The following is a 16,659-nucleotide window of genomic DNA, read 5'->3' as shown; positions in this document are numbered from 1 at the left end:
CGCGGCCATGCTGGATGATCTGCGTTATCGCACGCGCGCCTTGTTTCGTCACAGCGCGGTTGAAGAGGAATTGGACGATGAGCTTCGATTCCACTTCGATCGCCAGGTCGAGAAGTACATGCGGTCCGGCATGACAGAAGAGGAAGCAAAGCGCCGCACGCGTCTTGCGTTCGGCGGCCATGAGCAGGTGAAGGAAGACTGCCGCGAGGCACGCGGCACCGCATTCATCGAGTTGACGCTGCAGGACACGAAGTACGCTTTCCGGCAGCTCCTCGCGAATCCGACCTTCGCCCTGGTCATGATTCTCACTCTGGCGCTCAGCATCGGCGCCAACAGCGCCATCTTCAGCGTGATTAACGGTGTGCTATTGAGCAGGCTTCCGTATCCGCAGCCCGACCGCCTGGTTCGTATCTTCCTCTCCAGCCGCGAGTACCCGAAATTTCCCCTCAACCCTTTCGACTTTCTCGACTTCAGGGCGCGCAACCATTCGTTCGAATCCATCGCCGCATTCACGCGCGGAGACGTCCAGCTTTCGGGTAACGGCGAGCCGGTGCGGCTGAACGGCTTCGGCATCACCTCGGGATACTTTCGCGTTTTGGGACTGCAACCCGAGTTAGGCCGCGAATTCGATTTTCAGGCAGAGATTCCCGGCAACGGGCTTCAAGTGATTCTCAGTGATCGCGTGTGGCGCACGCGCTTTGGCGCCGACCCCAACATCATCGGCCGCAAGATCACGATGAACATGCAGCCTTTCACGGTGATCGGCGTCATGCCCGCGGGAACGCAGCATCCGGGCAACGAATATCACGCGGTCGCGTACGGAGAAAGCGTCGATGTGTGGTGGCCGTTTTCCTTTGCCGGAAATTCAAATCAGCGCGGATCGCACTTCATCGAGGGCATCGGACGCCTCAAGAATGGTGTCAGCGTGGAACGCGCGCGCGCCGAGATGAACGCGATCATGGCGCAGCTTGCGCGCGAGCATCCGTATGATTCCAGATGGACCGTACTGGTGGTGCCCCTCTACACGGAACTCGTGGGTTCGAGCCGCCAGATGCTCCTGGTGCTATTAGGCTCCGTCGGCATAGTGCTGCTCATTGCGTGCGCAAACGCCGCAAATCTTCTAATGGTGAGGGCCTCTGCACGCCTGCGTGAAATTGCCGTCCGGCTTGCGATGGGAGCGCCGCGTTCCCGCGTGGTGCGTCAACTTCTCACGGAAAGCCTGCTGATTTCGCTGACTGGCGGAGCACTCGGGCTGGCACTCGCATATGGCGGAGTGCATGCGCTTGTCTCGCTCCTGCCGGCGGATTTCCCGCGCGCACACGACATCCACGTAAGTGGCCCAGTGCTGGCTTTCACAATCCTCGTGAGCTTTATTACCGGAATCCTGTTTGGCCTCGCTCCGGCATTGCAGGCGTCGCGAACCGACCCAAAGGAAGGTCTGCAGAAGGCTGGCAGAACTTCAACGGCGGGCCGCAATCAAAGCCGCCTGCGCAATGCGCTAGTGATCGCAGAAGTCAGTCTCGCCAGTGTGCTTCTCATTGGCGCCGGACTCATGCTGCGCACCTTCCTCAACCTCATTCATCTCAATCCCGGTTTCCAACAGGATCACCTCCTGACCGCGAGCCTCTCCTTGCCTAACGCGCAATACCAAACGAGGCCACAGATAGCGCAATTCTACGATCGGCTCGCATCAAGTTTGAATACACTGCCCGGTGTGGAAAGCGCTGGCGCAGGGAGCGACTTGCCCTGGACCGGTTATGACGAAAATGCCGGCGGATTCGTGATCGAAGGAAAGAAGACGCCCCCGAATCAGGAGAACCATGCGCGCTATCACATGGCGACTCCCGGCTACTTCAGTGCCATGGGGATTCCACTGCTCCAAGGCCGCTTCCTCACTGAGGCAGACAAGAAAGATGCACCCTTCGCTCTCATCATCAACCACGCAATGGCGGAACGCTACTGGCCTCACGAGGACGTCATCGGCAAGCGCATCACTTTCGAAGATGTACCGAAGAAAGACTCCGACTGGATGACAGTTGTAGGTGTTGTGGGCGACGTGAAGGATCAGCCGAACAGCCCGGGTGCGGAGCCCGCCTTCTGGTGGTCGGAGTTCCAGGCTCCAGAATCCGACATGTCCGTCGCGATCCGCACCCAGGGCGATCCGCGCCAGGTTGCCGACGGGCTTCGCTCTGCGGTCCATCGCCTCGACCCGGCACTTGCGGTTGCGGATGTGGAGCAGATGGATAGCGTGGTGGGTTCCTCGGTTTCTACTCCTCGCTTTACCTTCGTTCTCGTCGGCTTGTTCGCAGGTTTGGCAATCTTGTTGGCGGCCATCGGCGCTTACGGCGTGATTGCTTACACGGTAAGCCAGCGAACTTCGGAGTTTGGCCTGCGTGTCGCACTGGGAGCTCAACGGTCCGATCTGTTGCGCATGGTTCTAACGCAAAGCGCAAGGCTGGCCGTGCCGGGAACGATCCTGGGAGTGCTGCTCGCCTTAAGCATGAGCCGAGTCATGCAGAAGCTCATCTACGGCGTGAGCCCCGCCGATCCCGTCACGCTGTCTGCGGTAGTTCTGCTTGTCCTCACCGTTGCACTCGTTGCATCCTATGTGCCGGCGCGGCGTGCGTCGCGCTCTGACCCAATGACAACGCTGCGAGCGGAATAGCGCGCTCGCAGCGTCGCCATCGCAAACATCGAGCCTGCGCCATGTACGCGATATCCTGTCGACGATACGGGATTCAGTTGAATCCGCCGCACTGCTCAGCCTCCGACTCGCACGATTGCAGCTACTCGACGCGCCCCAGGTAGCGATCGAGCCATTCAAGCACCGCTTTTACCAGTTGCGGACGCTGCTCGGTTACATCATGCGGAGTGTCGAGCACCACGTGGCTTTTCTGATCAGGCGGCGTCCCCAGCATCTGAAAGAGCGGATCCTGCGCTTTGTCCAGGGGGAACGTGTAATCGTAGCGGCCGTTCACCATCAGCACCGGAATCTCTATGCGAGGTGCAAAATCCGCCTGGTCGCCGCCCGGCGGAGGTGCATCCAGAAAATATCCTCCATCCAGAAAGATCGCCGTCTTCAAGCGATTCTGCAGCAGTGGAACGATGAGGACGCCCGCGGCGGATCCCATACTCACGCCAAGATACGCCATCGCCTTATGATCGATATCCGGTCGCGTATCGAGATAATCGAGCGATCGCGACACATCCTTGTACCAATCGGTCGTCATCGTAATGTTCTGGGAGCCGCCGGGCAGGCTATATTTCATTCGCCTCTCATACGTGTCTTCATACACCGGGTAGATGACCGCTCGCCCGCTCTGCAGAATGTAATCGAAGAACTTCACGTCTCCCAGTTCATTGCTGTTGGGCGGTAAAAACATTACCCGTGCGCTGGGGAAAAACACAACGGTCTGGTACGGAGGCCTGGCCCTCTTGGGCAGAAACAAATATGCCGACATCCGCTCACCGTTGTATGCCGCATCGAACGACACTTTTTCCTCGCGCCAATCCGCAGTTTCGTGAACAACTCCTTCCTCTTTTGCGTTGAGCGGGGATTTTGCATACGCGTACAGCAGTCCGTAGGCCCGGAATACCTCGTCACTCACCGGTTTCACCTTGCTGAAGTCGCGCGAAACCCGGCGGATTGGCCCCGTTACTGCCGGGGGAAGTGGTGAGGTGTTTACGACACAGCGAAATCCATTCCCCGCCGCGCGATCGTACGGAGAAAGCGCCTCCGGGTTCATGGATAAATAGTTGGGCGACATCCACGACCCGCCCAGAATCAGCCGCTCGTCCCCGTCCACCATGTTCGCTACCCATTCGCGAGCATTGCCCACCATGTCATAGGTTCCGAATGGTCCCACGCCCTGATAAGTTCCAACCGCCGCCGCGGAATTGCTGCTGATATTGCTCTCCGGCGCTGTGTAGTCCGCCTCGTCCGGCGGAGCCGCTTCATACCACTGCGCCATCGTAGGCAGGCTCTTCCCGGCAAACTTCGCAAAGGCCGAGGCTTCGTACCAGCTCACCCCCGTTACGGGATAATCGGCCTGTCCTTCAGGAAAGTGCCCGGCCGTCCATGTCGACGGCCCCGAACGGTCGGTCGAATCGCGGAACATCGCCATTGCCTCGTCGCGCGAAAGCTTGCGGCCATCCTTTTCAAACTCCGCCGACCAGTATTCCGGCTTCTGATAGCCTCCGCTGTCGACGAATTTTTGATAGTCGCGGTTCGTCACTTCGAATCGATCGACGAAGTGCGAGGGCAGCTTGTAGGGGCCGACCCACCCGATGAATGCGATATAGCTGCCCCACGGCGCTGCGGGAACATACACCATTCCTGCCGGGGATTTTTGCTGTGCGGCGAGAGCAAAGCTCATGGTGGCGTCCGTCTGTGCTGCGACGATCACCGTCCCAATTCCGTCCTTCGAGACCTTCCACCGGAAATATCCATTTGGTATGCGGAGGTTCCTGGCGGGTGTCGTTCCCACATCCACCCATTTCGCATCCGGCGTCAGATAGTCCTGCATCTCAATGCGCGCGCCCGGCACATCTGCGTCGATTGCCACGTTGCGCGTGTTTTCTGCTGCAAACTGCTTCAGCGGCGCCGAGAATGGCAAGATACCGTCTGCCCTTTGCAAAATCAGGAAAGCCGCCAGTGGCTTCCGTGCCTCCTCAAGCCTTTGCATCTCCGGCAGCGCATCTTCGCGCGCCCAACGCCGTTCCGCCGCCCGGCGATAAAGCCAGTATCCCACCGCACCGATCGCTATCACCAGGACAACCGCAACCGCCAGGTTGCGTAATCTGTGCGACGGCCCTGCCGCTGTCAACGAAACAGCGCCACTCAAACCATCCAGAAGTTTCCGTGCGTCCTGCCCGAACTCCGCAGCCGTCTGGTATCGTTTCGCCGGATCCTTCTCAAGAGCGCGCGCTACGAGATGTTCTGCCTCTGCTGGTGCATCCGTACGCATCTCGCGAAGCCGTGAAGGCGACTTCTCGACAATAGCGCGCAGAGTCGCCAGGTTTCCGTCTTCCCTGAACGGCGGACGTCCGGCAAGTGATTCGTAATACACCACGCCCAGGCTCCACAGGTCTGTGCGCGCATCTACGGCGTTGCCAAGCGCCTGTTCCGGCGACATATAGACGGGCGTGCCCAACATTCCCCGCGTCTCCATGATCGTCGCTGCCGTCTCCTGCCCCGCCTGGACAAACAGCTTGGCCAACCCGAAGTCCAGTACCTTTGCACGGTCTCGTGCTGTGATCATGATGTTCGCGGGTTTCAGGTCGCGATGAATTACGCCCCGCCCGTGTGCCTCTTCCAGCGCATCGGAGACCTGCAACGCAATCGAAGTCGCCTCCCGCATTCCGAGAGCGCCGGAGCGCAGCCTGGCCGCGAGCGATTCGCCCCCCACCAGTTCCATCACGATATAGTCGATACCATCCTGTTCGCCCACGTCATACACCGCGGCGATATTGGGATGGTTCAATTTGGCCAGCGCCAGGGCTTCCCGTCGAAAATGCCTGCGCGCTTCATTAGAGACGAGCATTCCGGGGTTGAGGACTTTGACTGCAACATCCCGCTCCAGCTTTTCATCATGTGCGCGATAGACGATGCCCATCCCGCCCGCGCCCAGCGATGATACAAGCGAGTAACGGCCAAGCTTCGACCCTGACGAAAGCACGCCTTGCAGAGCTGGCACCTCAATTGTCGGCGGATCCGCTGCAGGATATACCGGCTTCGATAGAAATCCACTTATCCGATCGTTTTCTTCGAGAAGGGATTCCACCTTGCGCCGAAGCTCCGGCGCACCACGGCAAGCACCTTCCAAGAATGCCGATCGCTGCTCCCTCGGCAATTCCAGCGCCTCTTCGAAGAGGTCCTCCGCAGCCAAATCAGGATTCTCCATCGTGGATTCCTGTGCGTTTGATCGGTGCCTTCTCCCGATTTCCACAGTAACATGCAATCAGCAGGAGTAGCCCAATGGATTCCCGCTCTGGTGAGATCACGCAATTACTTCATGCCATGCATGCGGGCGATGACTCCGCGGCTGACAAACTACTACCCCTCGTGTACAAGGAACTCCACAAATTGGCGGCCGCTTATATGCGCCGTGAACGTCCTGACCATACGCTTCAACCAACTGCTTTAATCAACGAAGCATATCTGCGTCTGACAGGCGAAGAGGTCGACTGGAATGGACGCGGTCAATTTATTGGATTTGCTGCACACGTCATGAGACAGGTCCTCGTCGATTATGCACGCGCCCGCAATGCTGAGCGTCGAGCTGGCGGCTTACGACGGGTCGACATGGACGAAGCCCTCGCCATCTCTCCCGAAAGGTTGGGCGAAATCGAATTCCTCGACGAGGCCCTCCAGAGGCTTGCGAACCATAATCAGCGACAGGCGCGCGTAGTCGAACTGCGTTACTTCGGCGGCCTCACTGTGGAACAGATCGCCTCCGTGCTCGGCATTGCACCTCGCTCGGTTAAGCGCGACTGGTCCCTCGCGCGCATTCGGCTCTACCGCGAACTTCACCCGGAATCTGCATCCCTTCCGACACGCCAAAAATAATTCAAAAAAAGTTTGCACTATTTGCCGAGCCACTGCGCGTTCTCCAGTGAAGGCGCTTTTCAATGCCCTCGCCAAGGAGAAAACGACATGACAAACCTGATCAAGTCAACCATTCGCACCATCGCCGCTTTGGTCGCCGCAGCCGCGCTGTCTCCGGCACTCCATGCCCAATCGACAATGCTTAAGGCACAGGTGCCGTTCGCCTTTGAGTTCGGAAGAGCGCACATGGAGCCTGGCACCTACACCTTCGATCTCCGGAACTTGGACCTCGTGATTCTCAGAAACCAAAACGGCAGCTCTTACCTCGATCCGACAAGGACAGACTTCCATGATCGGCCCTCAGAGACTGGACGCCTTGTTTTCAAGAAATTTGGCGAGCACTACGTTCTTTGCGAAGCCCGGATTCCGGGAAGCATCAGGTACCTCTCCATCTATCACGCTGGCCGCAAGCGCTGGATGAAGGAGAATCAACTCTCCTCGAATGACTCTGGTAAGGAAGTCACCGTCGCCCTGCTCGCAGCACCCACCCCCGGACGCGCCGATTGATGAAATCAAGGCCTGCTTCGCACCAACGAACAGGAGTCCCTGGTGTTCCAGAGACTCCTGCTCGCTCGTTGCAATCGTCACCGAATGTCGGAGTTTGAAAGTGCGTCCGGTTTAGTTCTCAGCGTCGTCGCGGCTTCCTTCCGAATCACTCTCGCGATGATGGTGATCGTACTTCGCGATGCTCTCATTCAAATGGTTCGGATCCACTGAGAGCTGCACCACGTCCATTTCGTGTCCGTCGAGATCGAGCACGAACAAGCCCATCCGCGGGCCCTCGGGATGCATGTAGATCAGCGTCTGACTGTTTCCCTTGCGGCTGGTCTCGCGAATCACGCGCTCCCACTCGGAGCCGAGCTTTTGCCCGACCATCCTGTTTAGTTCTTCACCATCCACGTCCGCATGAAAGTCGTCAATCTCGGCGACCTGCATCCCGCTCACGCCGCCGCTCGTCGCCTTATGCGAAATAAAGCTGATCAAGCCGATCAAGGGAATGCGCTCCGCATGCACGTGGTACCGCGTCTCAATTGAACTGATCACGCCGTCAAAGCCGCCCTGCGCGCCATTCGCCAACACCACCACCGGAACGGCCAATGCCAGAAAGCAAATGGGAAAAAGAATGAACCGTTTCATTGGTCACCATCCTTGTCCTTCTTCATCTTGTCTTTCGCCTTTTCCTTGCTCGCATCTTTCTGGATGTCGCCCAGCATGCCCAGTCCGCCGATGCCGCCCAGCTTGCTCAAGTCTTCCATCTTTACCGGACCCAGAATCAGCACGATGCTCAACTCCTTCGGCTCCACGTCCAGGATGAACATACCGTGCGTCTCGCCATTGACGATCTTCATCATCACATCGGTGCTTTCGCCGCTCCTCTTGTCGCGCTCGCGCACAATCGGCGACCACTCGCTCGTTTCAAAGTAGGAGCGCAGCCTCTGGACATCCTCCATCGAGTACTGGCCTTCCTTGTCGAACTCGTAATCGCGCACATAAATCCCATCGAGGCCCTCGATCAAATGCCGCGTCGCTGCATTGTCCTTGTCCTTGCCGTCCATGAACTTTGCGGCAAACGCCAGCATGTTTTTACCCAGCGTCACCTCGGTTACACTCGACGCCTTCGCGGACAGCTCCTTCTCCACGGGCGACGGCAAGGGCAGTTGCGAATTCTGCGCGACAGCCGGAACGACCAGCACCATCACTCCCAAGACCAAAGCTGCAATTCGGTTTTTCATAATCTCTCCCTGCCTGCTTGTCTGCTACTGCTCGTCTGCCCGGTTGCGTGCCGCAAGCCGCCGGTTCATGTCGTTCAATGCGTGATTGGTAATCCGCAACGCCGTCAACACCTGCTCTGCCGCTTCCTGGCCTTTGCGCCGCTCTTCGACCTGCCGCCAGCTATAGCCGCCGGCGACCACTCCCGCCAGCAGCACCGATGCCGCCAGCCGCTGCCACCAGATTGCGTGGCTATGAATCCGCTCGGTGCGGCGAATATTTCGCTGCTGCAGAATCCTCCGCTTCAGACTCGGAGGCGCCGGCCGGCGCTCCATTGCCTGCCGCAATTCCTTTTCAAACTCGTCGATTTGTTCAGGCTGGTCTGTGTTTCCAGTCTGCCCACGCCGCTCAAAGTCCACGAATGTACTCCTTCAACTGCGTTGTCGCTTTCGACCGCAGCAGCTTCAATCCCCGCTGCAGGTTGCTCTTTACCGTCGCCACCGGCGCTTCCACCGTGGCTGCAATCTCTTCCGGCGTCAGATCTTCCTGGTACCGCAACACCAGTGCTGCCCGCTGCGCTTCCGGCAAGGTCGAAAGCAATTGCTCCAGCCGCGCACTCAGCGGAGATGACCGTTCCTCTACAGGCGCCCCGTGATTTTCTTCAATCTCCACCCACAGGTCCACGCCCCGTACCTTCCGCCGCCGCAGCGCATCGGCCGAGCGATTGATCGCCACCCGCCGCAACCAGAACATCGCGTGCTCGGGGCTCTCGATCCGTTCCATATGCCTGTCCAGCTCCAGAAAAACATCCTGCGCAACCTCTTCCGCCAATCCGCGGTCGCCGGTCATGCGCCACGCCAGCGAAAACACCATGGACTGATGTTCGTCCACCAGTCGCTCGAAATCCGGGTGCCACTTCTCGGCCATGGGTTTCGCTTCTACTCTCTTATCCGCAGGGGAACGCGGCTCAGGATGCAAAAGGTACGCTTTGCACGAAAGAAAGTTCATGCGGGGAGGAGATATTACCAAAGGCTGAGCGAGCACGAGCGTTGATCGGGATCTCAAAGCTCGAAACGAATAAAATCACCCCATCAATACAGGACATTTCGACAGGACATTTCGACCCATACGTGAGGACAAGTGCCATGAGATGCAAGACTTTACTCAGCCTGTTGATCCTCGGATCGTTCTGCTTTGCGGGTTGTGGGGATGTCACCAGAAGCAGTACCCCCCCTCCCCCCTCCCCCACCATCACCGCAGTCACCGTCTCCTGTGCCGCGGCGAGGCTCCAATCCGGACAGACCAGCCAGTGTTCCGCTTCCGTATTCGGAACCGGCGCCTACAGTTCGAGCGTGACCTGGTCTGCAGTCTCCGGAACCATCTCGACCACCGGACTCTACACCGCTCCCTCGACTGTGCCCGCATCCGGTTCCGACAACGTCGAGGCAACGTCGACCGAAGACTCCACAAAGCTGGGGACCGCAAAGATCACCATTAGCGCGCCTGCGACACCGACGGTCACCGCTGTCTCTCTCACTTGCAGCCCATCCTCAATTACTGACGCGCAGACATCCTCCTGCACTCCCACCGTCACCGGTACAGGATCCTTCGCCAACACCGTGAATCTCGCGATCAGTCCGGCTGCTGCAGGCACGCTTAGTGCAACCGCCGCCGTTAAGTCGGGAACAGCCGTGACCTTCACCCCCGCAAACACCGGGGCCAATTCCCTCACCATCACCGCAACATCGACTGCCGACTCCACCAAATTCCATTCAGTACCAATCACTGTGACTGCAACGACCGCCGGACCAAGCTGCGCAAACATGAGTCTTGGAGATAACGCCAGTCTCAATGGCTTCCTGCCATTCACCTCTACCACGGCGTGGAATACCAACATCTCCTCTGCTCCACTCGATCCAAATAACACGGCGATTACCTCGGCCGCAGGGTTCGCAGGACTGCATCTTCATCACGACTGGTCTTCCGTGGCCGGAGGCAATTACGGCATCCCCTACGTCGTCGTTGACTCCAGCACAACGCCGCTCGCTCCAATCTCCGTGGTCGATTACGCCAGCGAAAGCGATGTTGCCTCCGCGCCATTCCCGATCACCGCGCCCATCGAAGGCTCGCCCGCCGATTGCACCGGATGGCCCGATACCTACATCGGCGATTCACACGTGCTTGTGCTCGATCGCCATTCCTGCATGCTCTATGAAACCTTCAACACGCATCGCTGCGGCGGAGCATGGAGCGCATCGTCTGAAACCATCTGGGACCTGAAGAACTACGATCGCCGCCCCTGGGGCTGGACATCGGCCGACGCCGCCGGATTACCAATCTTCCCCGGCCTCGTCCGCTACGACGAAGTCGCCTCCGGCGCTATCAATCACGCCATCCGCTTCACCATGCAGCAAACCAAGAATGACGCTAACGGCGGCTACTTCGTCGCACCCGCAAGCCATGCAGCGGGCACCACGTATGGCGTCAGCAACATCATGGGCATGCGCATCCGGCTCAAAGCCAGCTTCGACATCTCTGGTTATTCCGCCGTCAACAAGGTGATTCTCACTGCAATGAAGAAGTACGGCATGATCCTTGCCGACAACGGCAGCTACTTCTACTTCCAGGGCGTGCCCGATCCCCGCTGGAATGACGACGACCTGCACAACCTCGACTCTATCCAATCCTCAAACTTCGAAGTCGTGCAGATGACCCCCGCGTTCCCCGGATACGACGCCAACACCGCCCCCACCGGCGAGCCGCCCACGATCAACAGCTTCACGTCCTCCGCTTCATCCGTCGCGGCCGGGACACCCATCACGCTGACCTGGAACACAAGCAATGACTCCTACGATTTCATCGACGTGCTTGGCGGTGTAAGTGGAGGCACCGTAGCCACCACGCCAACCAAGACCACAACCTACACCTTGAACGCCACCAACCAATACGGCCGAACCACCATGCAGGTCACCGTCACTGTTCACTAATCAAAGGGTGCAATTCGGTCGTTCTCCGATAACACCTGGGGGATTATGAACCAAAGGTGCTATTCCCAAAGCATGCGCCCGTGAATAGAAAGTTAATGGCGTATTGTAAGATGAATAGTTTCGACTTCAAGATCGAGTGGTTCCTCAATCAGTTTGTGGGACGCCATCATTCGATCGACAGACTGATTGGCTTGACCAACGCCACAAATCTGCTGCAGGGCGGCGTGATGGTCCTGCTCATATTGTTCTTGCTCTTTGACCGTGATCGCCCCGGACAACTTCGCAAGGGATTCGACCTTCTTCTTGGATCAGTCTTCTTCTCCCTCTTTGCGGTACTCGCAGCTCGCGCTTTGGCGCTCAGTCTCCCCTTTAAGGCCAGACCAATCGCCGACCCCTCTCTTCATTTTCGCCTTCCGCCTGGTGAAACTCTCGTGTTGATTAACTGGAGTGCGTTTCCCAGTGATCACGCAGCGTTGTTTTTTGCATTGGCTGCGGCCATCCTGATGGCCTCAACGCGTGCTGGTTTGATTGCTTTCACCTGGGTGATTGCAGGCGTTTGCTTCCCTCTGGTGTACCTCGGCGCGCACTGGCCAACGGACATCATCGTCGGTGCAATCATTGGTCTGTCCTTTGCTCAGTTCGCGAGGATCCCCGCCATTCGCGAATTCGTTCGGCGAACCGTTACGAATTTGCATCAGAACCATGCGAGGGCTTTCTTCATCATCCTCTTTCTCTGGAGTTATGAAACGATCGTTCTTTACGATGATGTTCGCAATGTTCTGAAGTGGCTGGCACATGCGCATTCCGCCAGAGTCTGACCTCATCCGTCTAAACGGACTGCACATCGCGCTCTCAACCAGCCCTCAAAACAAATCAGGAATACTATGAAACGCGATCCGCGTTGGCGCAGCCCTGTATGCCGCCAGCATCGTAGCCGGCGCCAGCGTGCTCATCCCGTATTTCTGGTTGAGCTGGTCCATTGCCTCCAGCAGCTTTGCCCGGCTCTTCGCGTTGTCGAGCGAATCAAACAAATTCAGCGAGTGCAGCCGATCGGGCACCAGCCCATTCAGGCTGACACCGATAAAGTACGGCTCATCGTACCCCTGCCCCTTCGGCTTTTCCGCCCACAACCGGCACAGCGCGCCAATTAATGTTTGATTATCCTGGCACTCGCTCAGCCGGATCTCATGACGCCATCCGCGCGTCGGCACGCCAAAGCGACTCACCGGCGCATTCTGCCCGCGCGGCACCGAGAACCCCACCGCCAGACCGATCGAACTCGCCCAAAGCTTGTGCGTCCGCAGCCGCATCGCCGCCTTGTGCAGCAGCTTGTGCGCCACCGCCCACGCCTTCTCCGCCGTCCGCATCTCCGGCGCCAGCACGTGCGAGTGGCTGATTGACTTCAGGTGCTCGGTCTCCGACATCTCGAAGTCTTCGCCCCTGAGCCAATGCCAGAGCCGCCCGCCCCACACCGACCCCCACAATTCTCCCGCCTGCTCGCAATCCAGCTTCAGCAGGTCGTCCATCGTGTGAATACCTTTTTCGTTCAGCCGCTTTTCGGTCTTCGCGCCGATCCCCGGCAGATCACGCAGCGTCAGCCGCCGCAGCGCCTCCGGCAGCACATCCAGCGGCAGCGCCACCAGCCCGTCCGGCTTCTCCATGTCGCTCGCCACCTTGGCCAGATACCGGCTCGTCGCCAGCCCCACCGAACTTCGCAAAAGCGGCCCCACCTGCTCCTGGATCCGCGCCTTCACCTTGCGCCCCAGTTCCAGCGCCGCCAGCAGCGGCCGCTCCCGCCCCATCAGCCGGCAGGCCATCTCGTCGATCGACATCACCGCCGTCACCGGCAGACAGCTCTCCACCGCCTCCACGATCCGGTGGTGATAATCCACATACATCTCGTGCCGCGCCTCCACGAGCACGATATTCGGGCACATTTTCTTCGCATCCGCAACGATGGTTCCCGTCTTTACGCCATGCGCCTTTGCTTCGTAACTCGCGGCAATACAGCAGGTTGTGTCCGCCATCATCGGTACCACTCCAACCGGCTTTCCGCGAAGCTCCTCCCGATCCTGCTGCTCCACCGAAGCAAAATAGGAGTTCAGGTCGACGAAGAGCCAGTTGAGGCATGGATCGTCTTTCCGATCCTCGGCTGGTTGTCGCTTTGCTGCGGGCGCAACCGTCCCCTCCGGCCATTCTTCCGGTTCGGGTCCGTCTACGGGGTTTGAGTCGGCGATTTCCACTGCATCCTCGATATTCGTCTTCTATTCGCCTCACTTCAAGCACGTTTTGCTAAATACACGCATCTTATTAAGTGGTAAACTTGGCCTGCCGGAGGGGCTCACTCCTAAACCGAGCCTTTTTGCCGCTAGTGGTGTTCGAATCCTTGGCGGACTTGGATGGGGAGCAGGCCGCCGTGGCTTATGCATAATCTATTTCACTGGATCTCTTCGTATGCGAGTGTGCTGGCCATCCTGGTCACCCTGGGAGTGGCCGTGCTTCTGGTCTGCTGCCTCGAATGCACCAACTGCCCGAGCCGCGAAAAGGATAACCTCTTCAGCCGGCACGAAATGTAGCTCGGCAGCTTCGGCTGATCGCCGCTAGCTCGCCCGTGTCCCCTGGTGGAAACAAATCCTCCAGCCTTTCGACTCACGAATCCAGATTGAGCTTCGCAACGTGACCGACTGCTCTCCCGACGCATCCATGCGCAATGTCCGATAAGTCACGAGCACTACATCCGAACCCAGCAATCGAAACGCGAAGTTATCAACGTGCGCTGGTGTGCACGTCGTCTCGGTCGCCAACTGCTCCAGCATCGCATCCCGCGTCCACACCCGGCCCGAAGAGCCGAACTCCACAAAGTCTGAAGTCAGCAGCGCACCAACTCGTTCCCGGTCGCGCCGCACCGCCGGGTCCATCAGCAGCAATTCAAGCCGCTCGAGTTCGGCTCGGGTTGCCTGATTCACTTCCGGTTCGATTTTCATTCGACCGGCGGCTTCAGATATTGCTCAAATTGCGCAAGGATGCGCGTGAATAACTGCATGCGCGCTTCAGGGCCTGAGATCGAGTGCGTCTTACGCGGAAAAATCTGCAGATCGTACGGAATCTTCGCGTCAATCAGCTTCTGTACAAACTGCACCGTATTCTCAAAGTGCACGTTGTCGTCGCCGGTCCCATGAGCCAGCAGAATGCGCCCTTTCAGATTTGCCGCCGCGTTCGCCACCGAAAAATCCTTGTAGCCCTCGGAAAAGTCCATCGGCCGGCCCATATACCGCTCTGTATAGATGGAGTCGTAGTTACGCCAGTCCGTCACCGGCGCCACGGCTACTCCGGCACGAAACCGATCGGAATGCGTCAGCGCATAGAGGGTAAACGCGCCACCCCAGCTCCAGCCCCACCATCCCAGCCGTTTTCGATCGAGCTGCTGATATTTCTGAAGCACCGCATCCACCACCGTTAGCTGGTCCTCCAACTGTACGGGACCAAAATTGTGATAGGCCGCTTCCTCAAAGTCACGCCCCCGGCCGGCCATGCCGCGGTTGTCTGCATGCAACACGGCAAACCCGTGCTGCGCAAGCAACTCATCGAACAGCAGCCCATCACTCCACTCGTTCAACACTGTTTGCACGGCCGGCCCGCCGTAGGGATTCACAATCAGCGGCACACTCGCGTCGGCGGTCGCGTTTGCCGGCAGCAGCAGCGTTCCATACAGCGTCGTTCCGTCATGCGCCTTGACCTCGAGCTGCTCCGGAGCACGCAGGCCGAGCGTGTCAATCGCATGCGACGCCCAGAACGCCAAGCAATTGGAGCCGACCGCGCAAAGCTCCAGCACGGGCGGCTCCATGCGCGAAGAATATTTGTCGGTAAAGCTGCCTCCCAATGGCGCAAAGTTGGCATCATGATTACCCGCGCCTGAGGTCAGTTGCTTGCGCTCGCCGTCAAACGTCACCTGCCACACCTGCTGCTCCAGGGGCGAGCCTTCATTCGAGGCGTAATCAATGTCCTTCCTCTCCGGGTCGACGCGATACACCTCGCCGACTTCGAATTCCCCCTTTGTCAACTGCTTCTCCAGCGTTGCGCTCGTCGAGTCGATTTTGCTTTCGTTGTACTTGTAGAGATAGAGATGGTTGTGGCCGTCCGTCCAGTTGGTCAGCACAATGCAGCCGTGCCCGACGTACACATCGAAGTTCTCATCAATAAACTTCTCGTCCGAAATCTCCAGTACACTGTGCGCGATCCCCGTGCCTGGGTCCGCAAAAAAGATCCTTCGATGTTTCTGATCCCGACTCAGGGTCTCCACCCATAGCGTCTTGCGATCGACCCAACCGAATCGCGGAATATAGTCCTGGCCCTGCCCGATCGGCACGTGCAGCCACGACACCTTGCCTCCCTTTGCGCTCACCACCCCCACGCGCACATCGGGATTCAGGTCGCCCGGCTGGGGATACCGCTGCTTATCGACCGTGGCGTGCGTCGGGATCCAATCCGTGATCGGATACTCCGGCACGTCGGCTTCGATCATCTGGAGAAACGCAAGGTTCTTCGAGTCGGGCGACCAGAAGTAATTGCTCTTCGTGTCCAGCTCTTCCTCGTACACCCAGTCCACTTCGCCGTTGAGCATTGCCGGATTCGGTGCTGGAGCCGCCATCACGGTTGGGGTCCCCGCCTCGCGCAACGGAACCACCGCCAGCCCGTGATTGCGAACAAACGAAACGTACTCGCCATTCGGCGAGAATTTGGGATCGTCGCCCGATCCTTCGCCTGAATAGCCGATGTCGATTCCCGTTCCATTGTGCAGGTCATAGATCCACAAGCTGCCGTTTGAGTCGAACATCAGGTGCTTTGAATCCGGCGCCCACAAGTAACTCGCCATGCCGTAGCGCTCGCGGTGATCGCGGTCCTGCTCGGTCTCCTTTCCACCTACCAGCGCCGCGAGCTTCCCACGCCCCACAAGAACATGGGGCTTTCGCAGCGCCGGATCGATATCAATCAGTTCGCGGCCATCGAGATATGTCAGGTGCTGTCCGTCCGGCGACCAGGCCAGCCCCTCCGGCGGCGAGCCCAGCATCTCCCCATGCCCGAAGATGCCCTCAACCGTGAGCGGCTTTGCGTTCTCCTGCGCCGGCAGAACCGGGAAAACCAGCAACAGCGCGGCAAAAGCCGTCGACACGCGGACGCAGTGACACTTCAAGGGAATTCCCTCCAGGCGGGCACTCTCAACGAGCATGTGGAATGGATCGTGTGCCGGAAATCCAGTGTAAACGAGCCATCGCAACGTCTGAACTCAGCTCCGCTCCCCGAAAGCTGACAGTTGCATTTGCGGCTGTAACGACTATCCTTCGATAGACAAGCGGA

General features: G+C 58.6%; 14 protein-coding genes. 6 read left to right on the top strand and 8 right to left on the bottom strand.

Annotated features, from left to right (window positions below; translation table 11 throughout):
- Nucleotides 1–7: 7 nt before the first annotated feature.
- Nucleotides 8–2,665, top strand: a complete 2,658-nt coding sequence (locus WCA10_RS26045; RefSeq protein WP_472825474.1) for an ADOP family duplicated permease — start codon at nucleotides 8–10, stop codon at nucleotides 2,663–2,665.
- Nucleotides 2,666–2,786: 121 nt separating this feature from the next.
- Here WCA10_RS26045 and WCA10_RS26040 read toward each other — a convergent pair whose 3' ends face one another.
- Nucleotides 2,787–5,903 (bottom strand): bifunctional serine/threonine-protein kinase/formylglycine-generating enzyme family protein, encoded by a 3,117-nt coding sequence (locus tag WCA10_RS26040; protein ID WP_472825473.1) that lies wholly within the window; start codon nucleotides 5,901–5,903, stop codon nucleotides 2,787–2,789.
- Nucleotides 5,904–5,977: 74 nt separating this feature from the next.
- Here WCA10_RS26040 and WCA10_RS26035 point away from each other — a divergent pair, with 74 nt between their 5' ends.
- Both WCA10_RS26035 and WCA10_RS26030 read left to right on the top strand, forming a co-directional pair.
- Nucleotides 5,978–6,568 (top strand): ECF-type sigma factor, encoded by a 591-nt coding sequence (locus tag WCA10_RS26035; RefSeq protein ID WP_472825472.1) that lies wholly within the window; start codon nucleotides 5,978–5,980, stop codon nucleotides 6,566–6,568.
- A gap of 87 nt (nucleotides 6,569–6,655) precedes the next feature.
- Nucleotides 6,656–7,114, top strand: coding sequence for a hypothetical protein (locus WCA10_RS26030; RefSeq protein WP_472825471.1), 459 nt, complete (start codon nucleotides 6,656–6,658; stop codon nucleotides 7,112–7,114).
- A gap of 111 nt (nucleotides 7,115–7,225) precedes the next feature.
- Here the strand turns inward: WCA10_RS26030 and WCA10_RS26025 are convergent, their stop codons facing one another.
- From WCA10_RS26025 to WCA10_RS26010, 4 genes are read right to left on the bottom strand one after another with little or no spacing between them, the layout of a single operon-like run.
- On the bottom strand, nucleotides 7,226–7,744 hold the full coding sequence (locus tag WCA10_RS26025) for a hypothetical protein (protein ID WP_472825470.1): 519 nt from the start codon (nucleotides 7,742–7,744) through the stop codon (nucleotides 7,226–7,228).
- Nucleotides 7,741–8,340 carry a DUF4252 domain-containing protein gene (locus WCA10_RS26020; RefSeq protein ID WP_472825469.1) on the bottom strand — a complete coding sequence of 200 codons (600 nt, stop codon included), beginning with the start codon at nucleotides 8,338–8,340 and terminating at the stop codon, nucleotides 7,741–7,743. Before WCA10_RS26020 ends, WCA10_RS26025 begins: the two co-directional genes overlap by 4 nt.
- A 24-nt stretch (nucleotides 8,341–8,364) precedes the next feature.
- Nucleotides 8,365–8,736, bottom strand: a complete 372-nt coding sequence (locus tag WCA10_RS26015; protein WP_472825468.1) for a hypothetical protein — start codon at nucleotides 8,734–8,736, stop codon at nucleotides 8,365–8,367.
- A complete protein-coding gene (locus WCA10_RS26010; protein ID WP_472825467.1) occupies nucleotides 8,726–9,244 on the bottom strand; it encodes an RNA polymerase sigma factor in 519 nt (172 codons plus the stop codon). The genes WCA10_RS26015 and WCA10_RS26010 overlap by 11 nt, the downstream gene beginning before the upstream one ends.
- A gap of 218 nt (nucleotides 9,245–9,462) precedes the next feature.
- Between WCA10_RS26010 and WCA10_RS26005 the strand changes: the two genes are divergently transcribed.
- A complete protein-coding gene (locus WCA10_RS26005) occupies nucleotides 9,463–11,304 on the top strand; it encodes a hypothetical protein (protein ID WP_472825466.1) in 1,842 nt (613 codons plus the stop codon).
- 110 nt (nucleotides 11,305–11,414) lie between these two features.
- Nucleotides 11,415–12,122: a phosphatase PAP2 family protein gene (locus WCA10_RS26000; protein ID WP_472825465.1), complete on the top strand. Its 708-nt coding sequence runs from the start codon at nucleotides 11,415–11,417 to the stop codon at nucleotides 12,120–12,122.
- Between the two features lie 45 nt (nucleotides 12,123–12,167).
- Here WCA10_RS26000 and WCA10_RS25995 read toward each other — a convergent pair whose 3' ends face one another.
- Nucleotides 12,168–13,547 carry a DNA polymerase Y family protein gene (locus tag WCA10_RS25995; RefSeq protein ID WP_472825464.1) on the bottom strand — a complete coding sequence of 460 codons (1,380 nt, stop codon included), beginning with the start codon at nucleotides 13,545–13,547 and terminating at the stop codon, nucleotides 12,168–12,170.
- Between the two features lie 180 nt (nucleotides 13,548–13,727).
- Here WCA10_RS25995 and WCA10_RS25990 point away from each other — a divergent pair, with 180 nt between their 5' ends.
- Nucleotides 13,728–13,880 (top strand): hypothetical protein, encoded by a 153-nt coding sequence (locus WCA10_RS25990; protein WP_472825463.1) that lies wholly within the window; start codon nucleotides 13,728–13,730, stop codon nucleotides 13,878–13,880.
- A gap of 24 nt (nucleotides 13,881–13,904) precedes the next feature.
- On the opposite strand, the gene WCA10_RS25985 is transcribed toward WCA10_RS25990, so the two are convergent.
- Both WCA10_RS25985 and WCA10_RS25980 read right to left on the bottom strand, forming a co-directional pair.
- Entirely contained in the window at nucleotides 13,905–14,288 is a 384-nt protein-coding gene (locus WCA10_RS25985) for a nuclear transport factor 2 family protein (RefSeq protein WP_472825462.1), read from the bottom strand.
- Nucleotides 14,285–16,579 (bottom strand): S9 family peptidase, encoded by a 2,295-nt coding sequence (locus tag WCA10_RS25980; protein ID WP_472825461.1) that lies wholly within the window; start codon nucleotides 16,577–16,579, stop codon nucleotides 14,285–14,287. The genes WCA10_RS25985 and WCA10_RS25980 overlap by 4 nt, the downstream gene beginning before the upstream one ends.
- Between the last annotated feature and the right edge of the window lie 80 nt (nucleotides 16,580–16,659).

The organism is Occallatibacter sp. (assembly GCF_049582745.1).
In the GTDB taxonomy this organism is placed as follows: domain Bacteria; phylum Acidobacteriota; class Terriglobia; order Terriglobales; family Acidobacteriaceae; genus Telmatobacter.
The sequence above is the reverse complement of the archived record's forward strand: the minus strand, read 5'-3'. Positions and strand labels throughout refer to the sequence as shown.

Coding starts and splice junctions, on each gene's coding strand:
- WCA10_RS26020 (WP_472825469.1), bottom strand. CDS start 8,340: ATGAAAAACCGAATTGCAGCTTTGGTCTTGGGAGTGATGGTGCTGGTC.
- WCA10_RS26025 (WP_472825470.1), bottom strand. CDS start 7,744: ATGAAACGGTTCATTCTTTTTCCCATTTGCTTTCTGGCATTGGCCGTT.
- WCA10_RS26010 (WP_472825467.1), bottom strand. CDS start 9,244: ATGGCCGAGAAGTGGCACCCGGATTTCGAGCGACTGGTGGACGAACAT.
- WCA10_RS25985 (WP_472825462.1), bottom strand. CDS start 14,288: ATGAAAATCGAACCGGAAGTGAATCAGGCAACCCGAGCCGAACTCGAG.
- WCA10_RS26040 (WP_472825473.1), bottom strand. CDS start 5,903: ATGGAGAATCCTGATTTGGCTGCGGAGGACCTCTTCGAAGAGGCGCTG.
- WCA10_RS25990 (WP_472825463.1), top strand. CDS start 13,728: ATGCATAATCTATTTCACTGGATCTCTTCGTATGCGAGTGTGCTGGCC.
- WCA10_RS26005 (WP_472825466.1), top strand. CDS start 9,463: ATGAGATGCAAGACTTTACTCAGCCTGTTGATCCTCGGATCGTTCTGC.
- WCA10_RS26000 (WP_472825465.1), top strand. CDS start 11,415: ATGAATAGTTTCGACTTCAAGATCGAGTGGTTCCTCAATCAGTTTGTG.
- WCA10_RS26045 (WP_472825474.1), top strand. CDS start 8: ATGCTGGATGATCTGCGTTATCGCACGCGCGCCTTGTTTCGTCACAGC.
- WCA10_RS26035 (WP_472825472.1), top strand. CDS start 5,978: ATGGATTCCCGCTCTGGTGAGATCACGCAATTACTTCATGCCATGCAT.
- WCA10_RS26030 (WP_472825471.1), top strand. CDS start 6,656: ATGACAAACCTGATCAAGTCAACCATTCGCACCATCGCCGCTTTGGTC.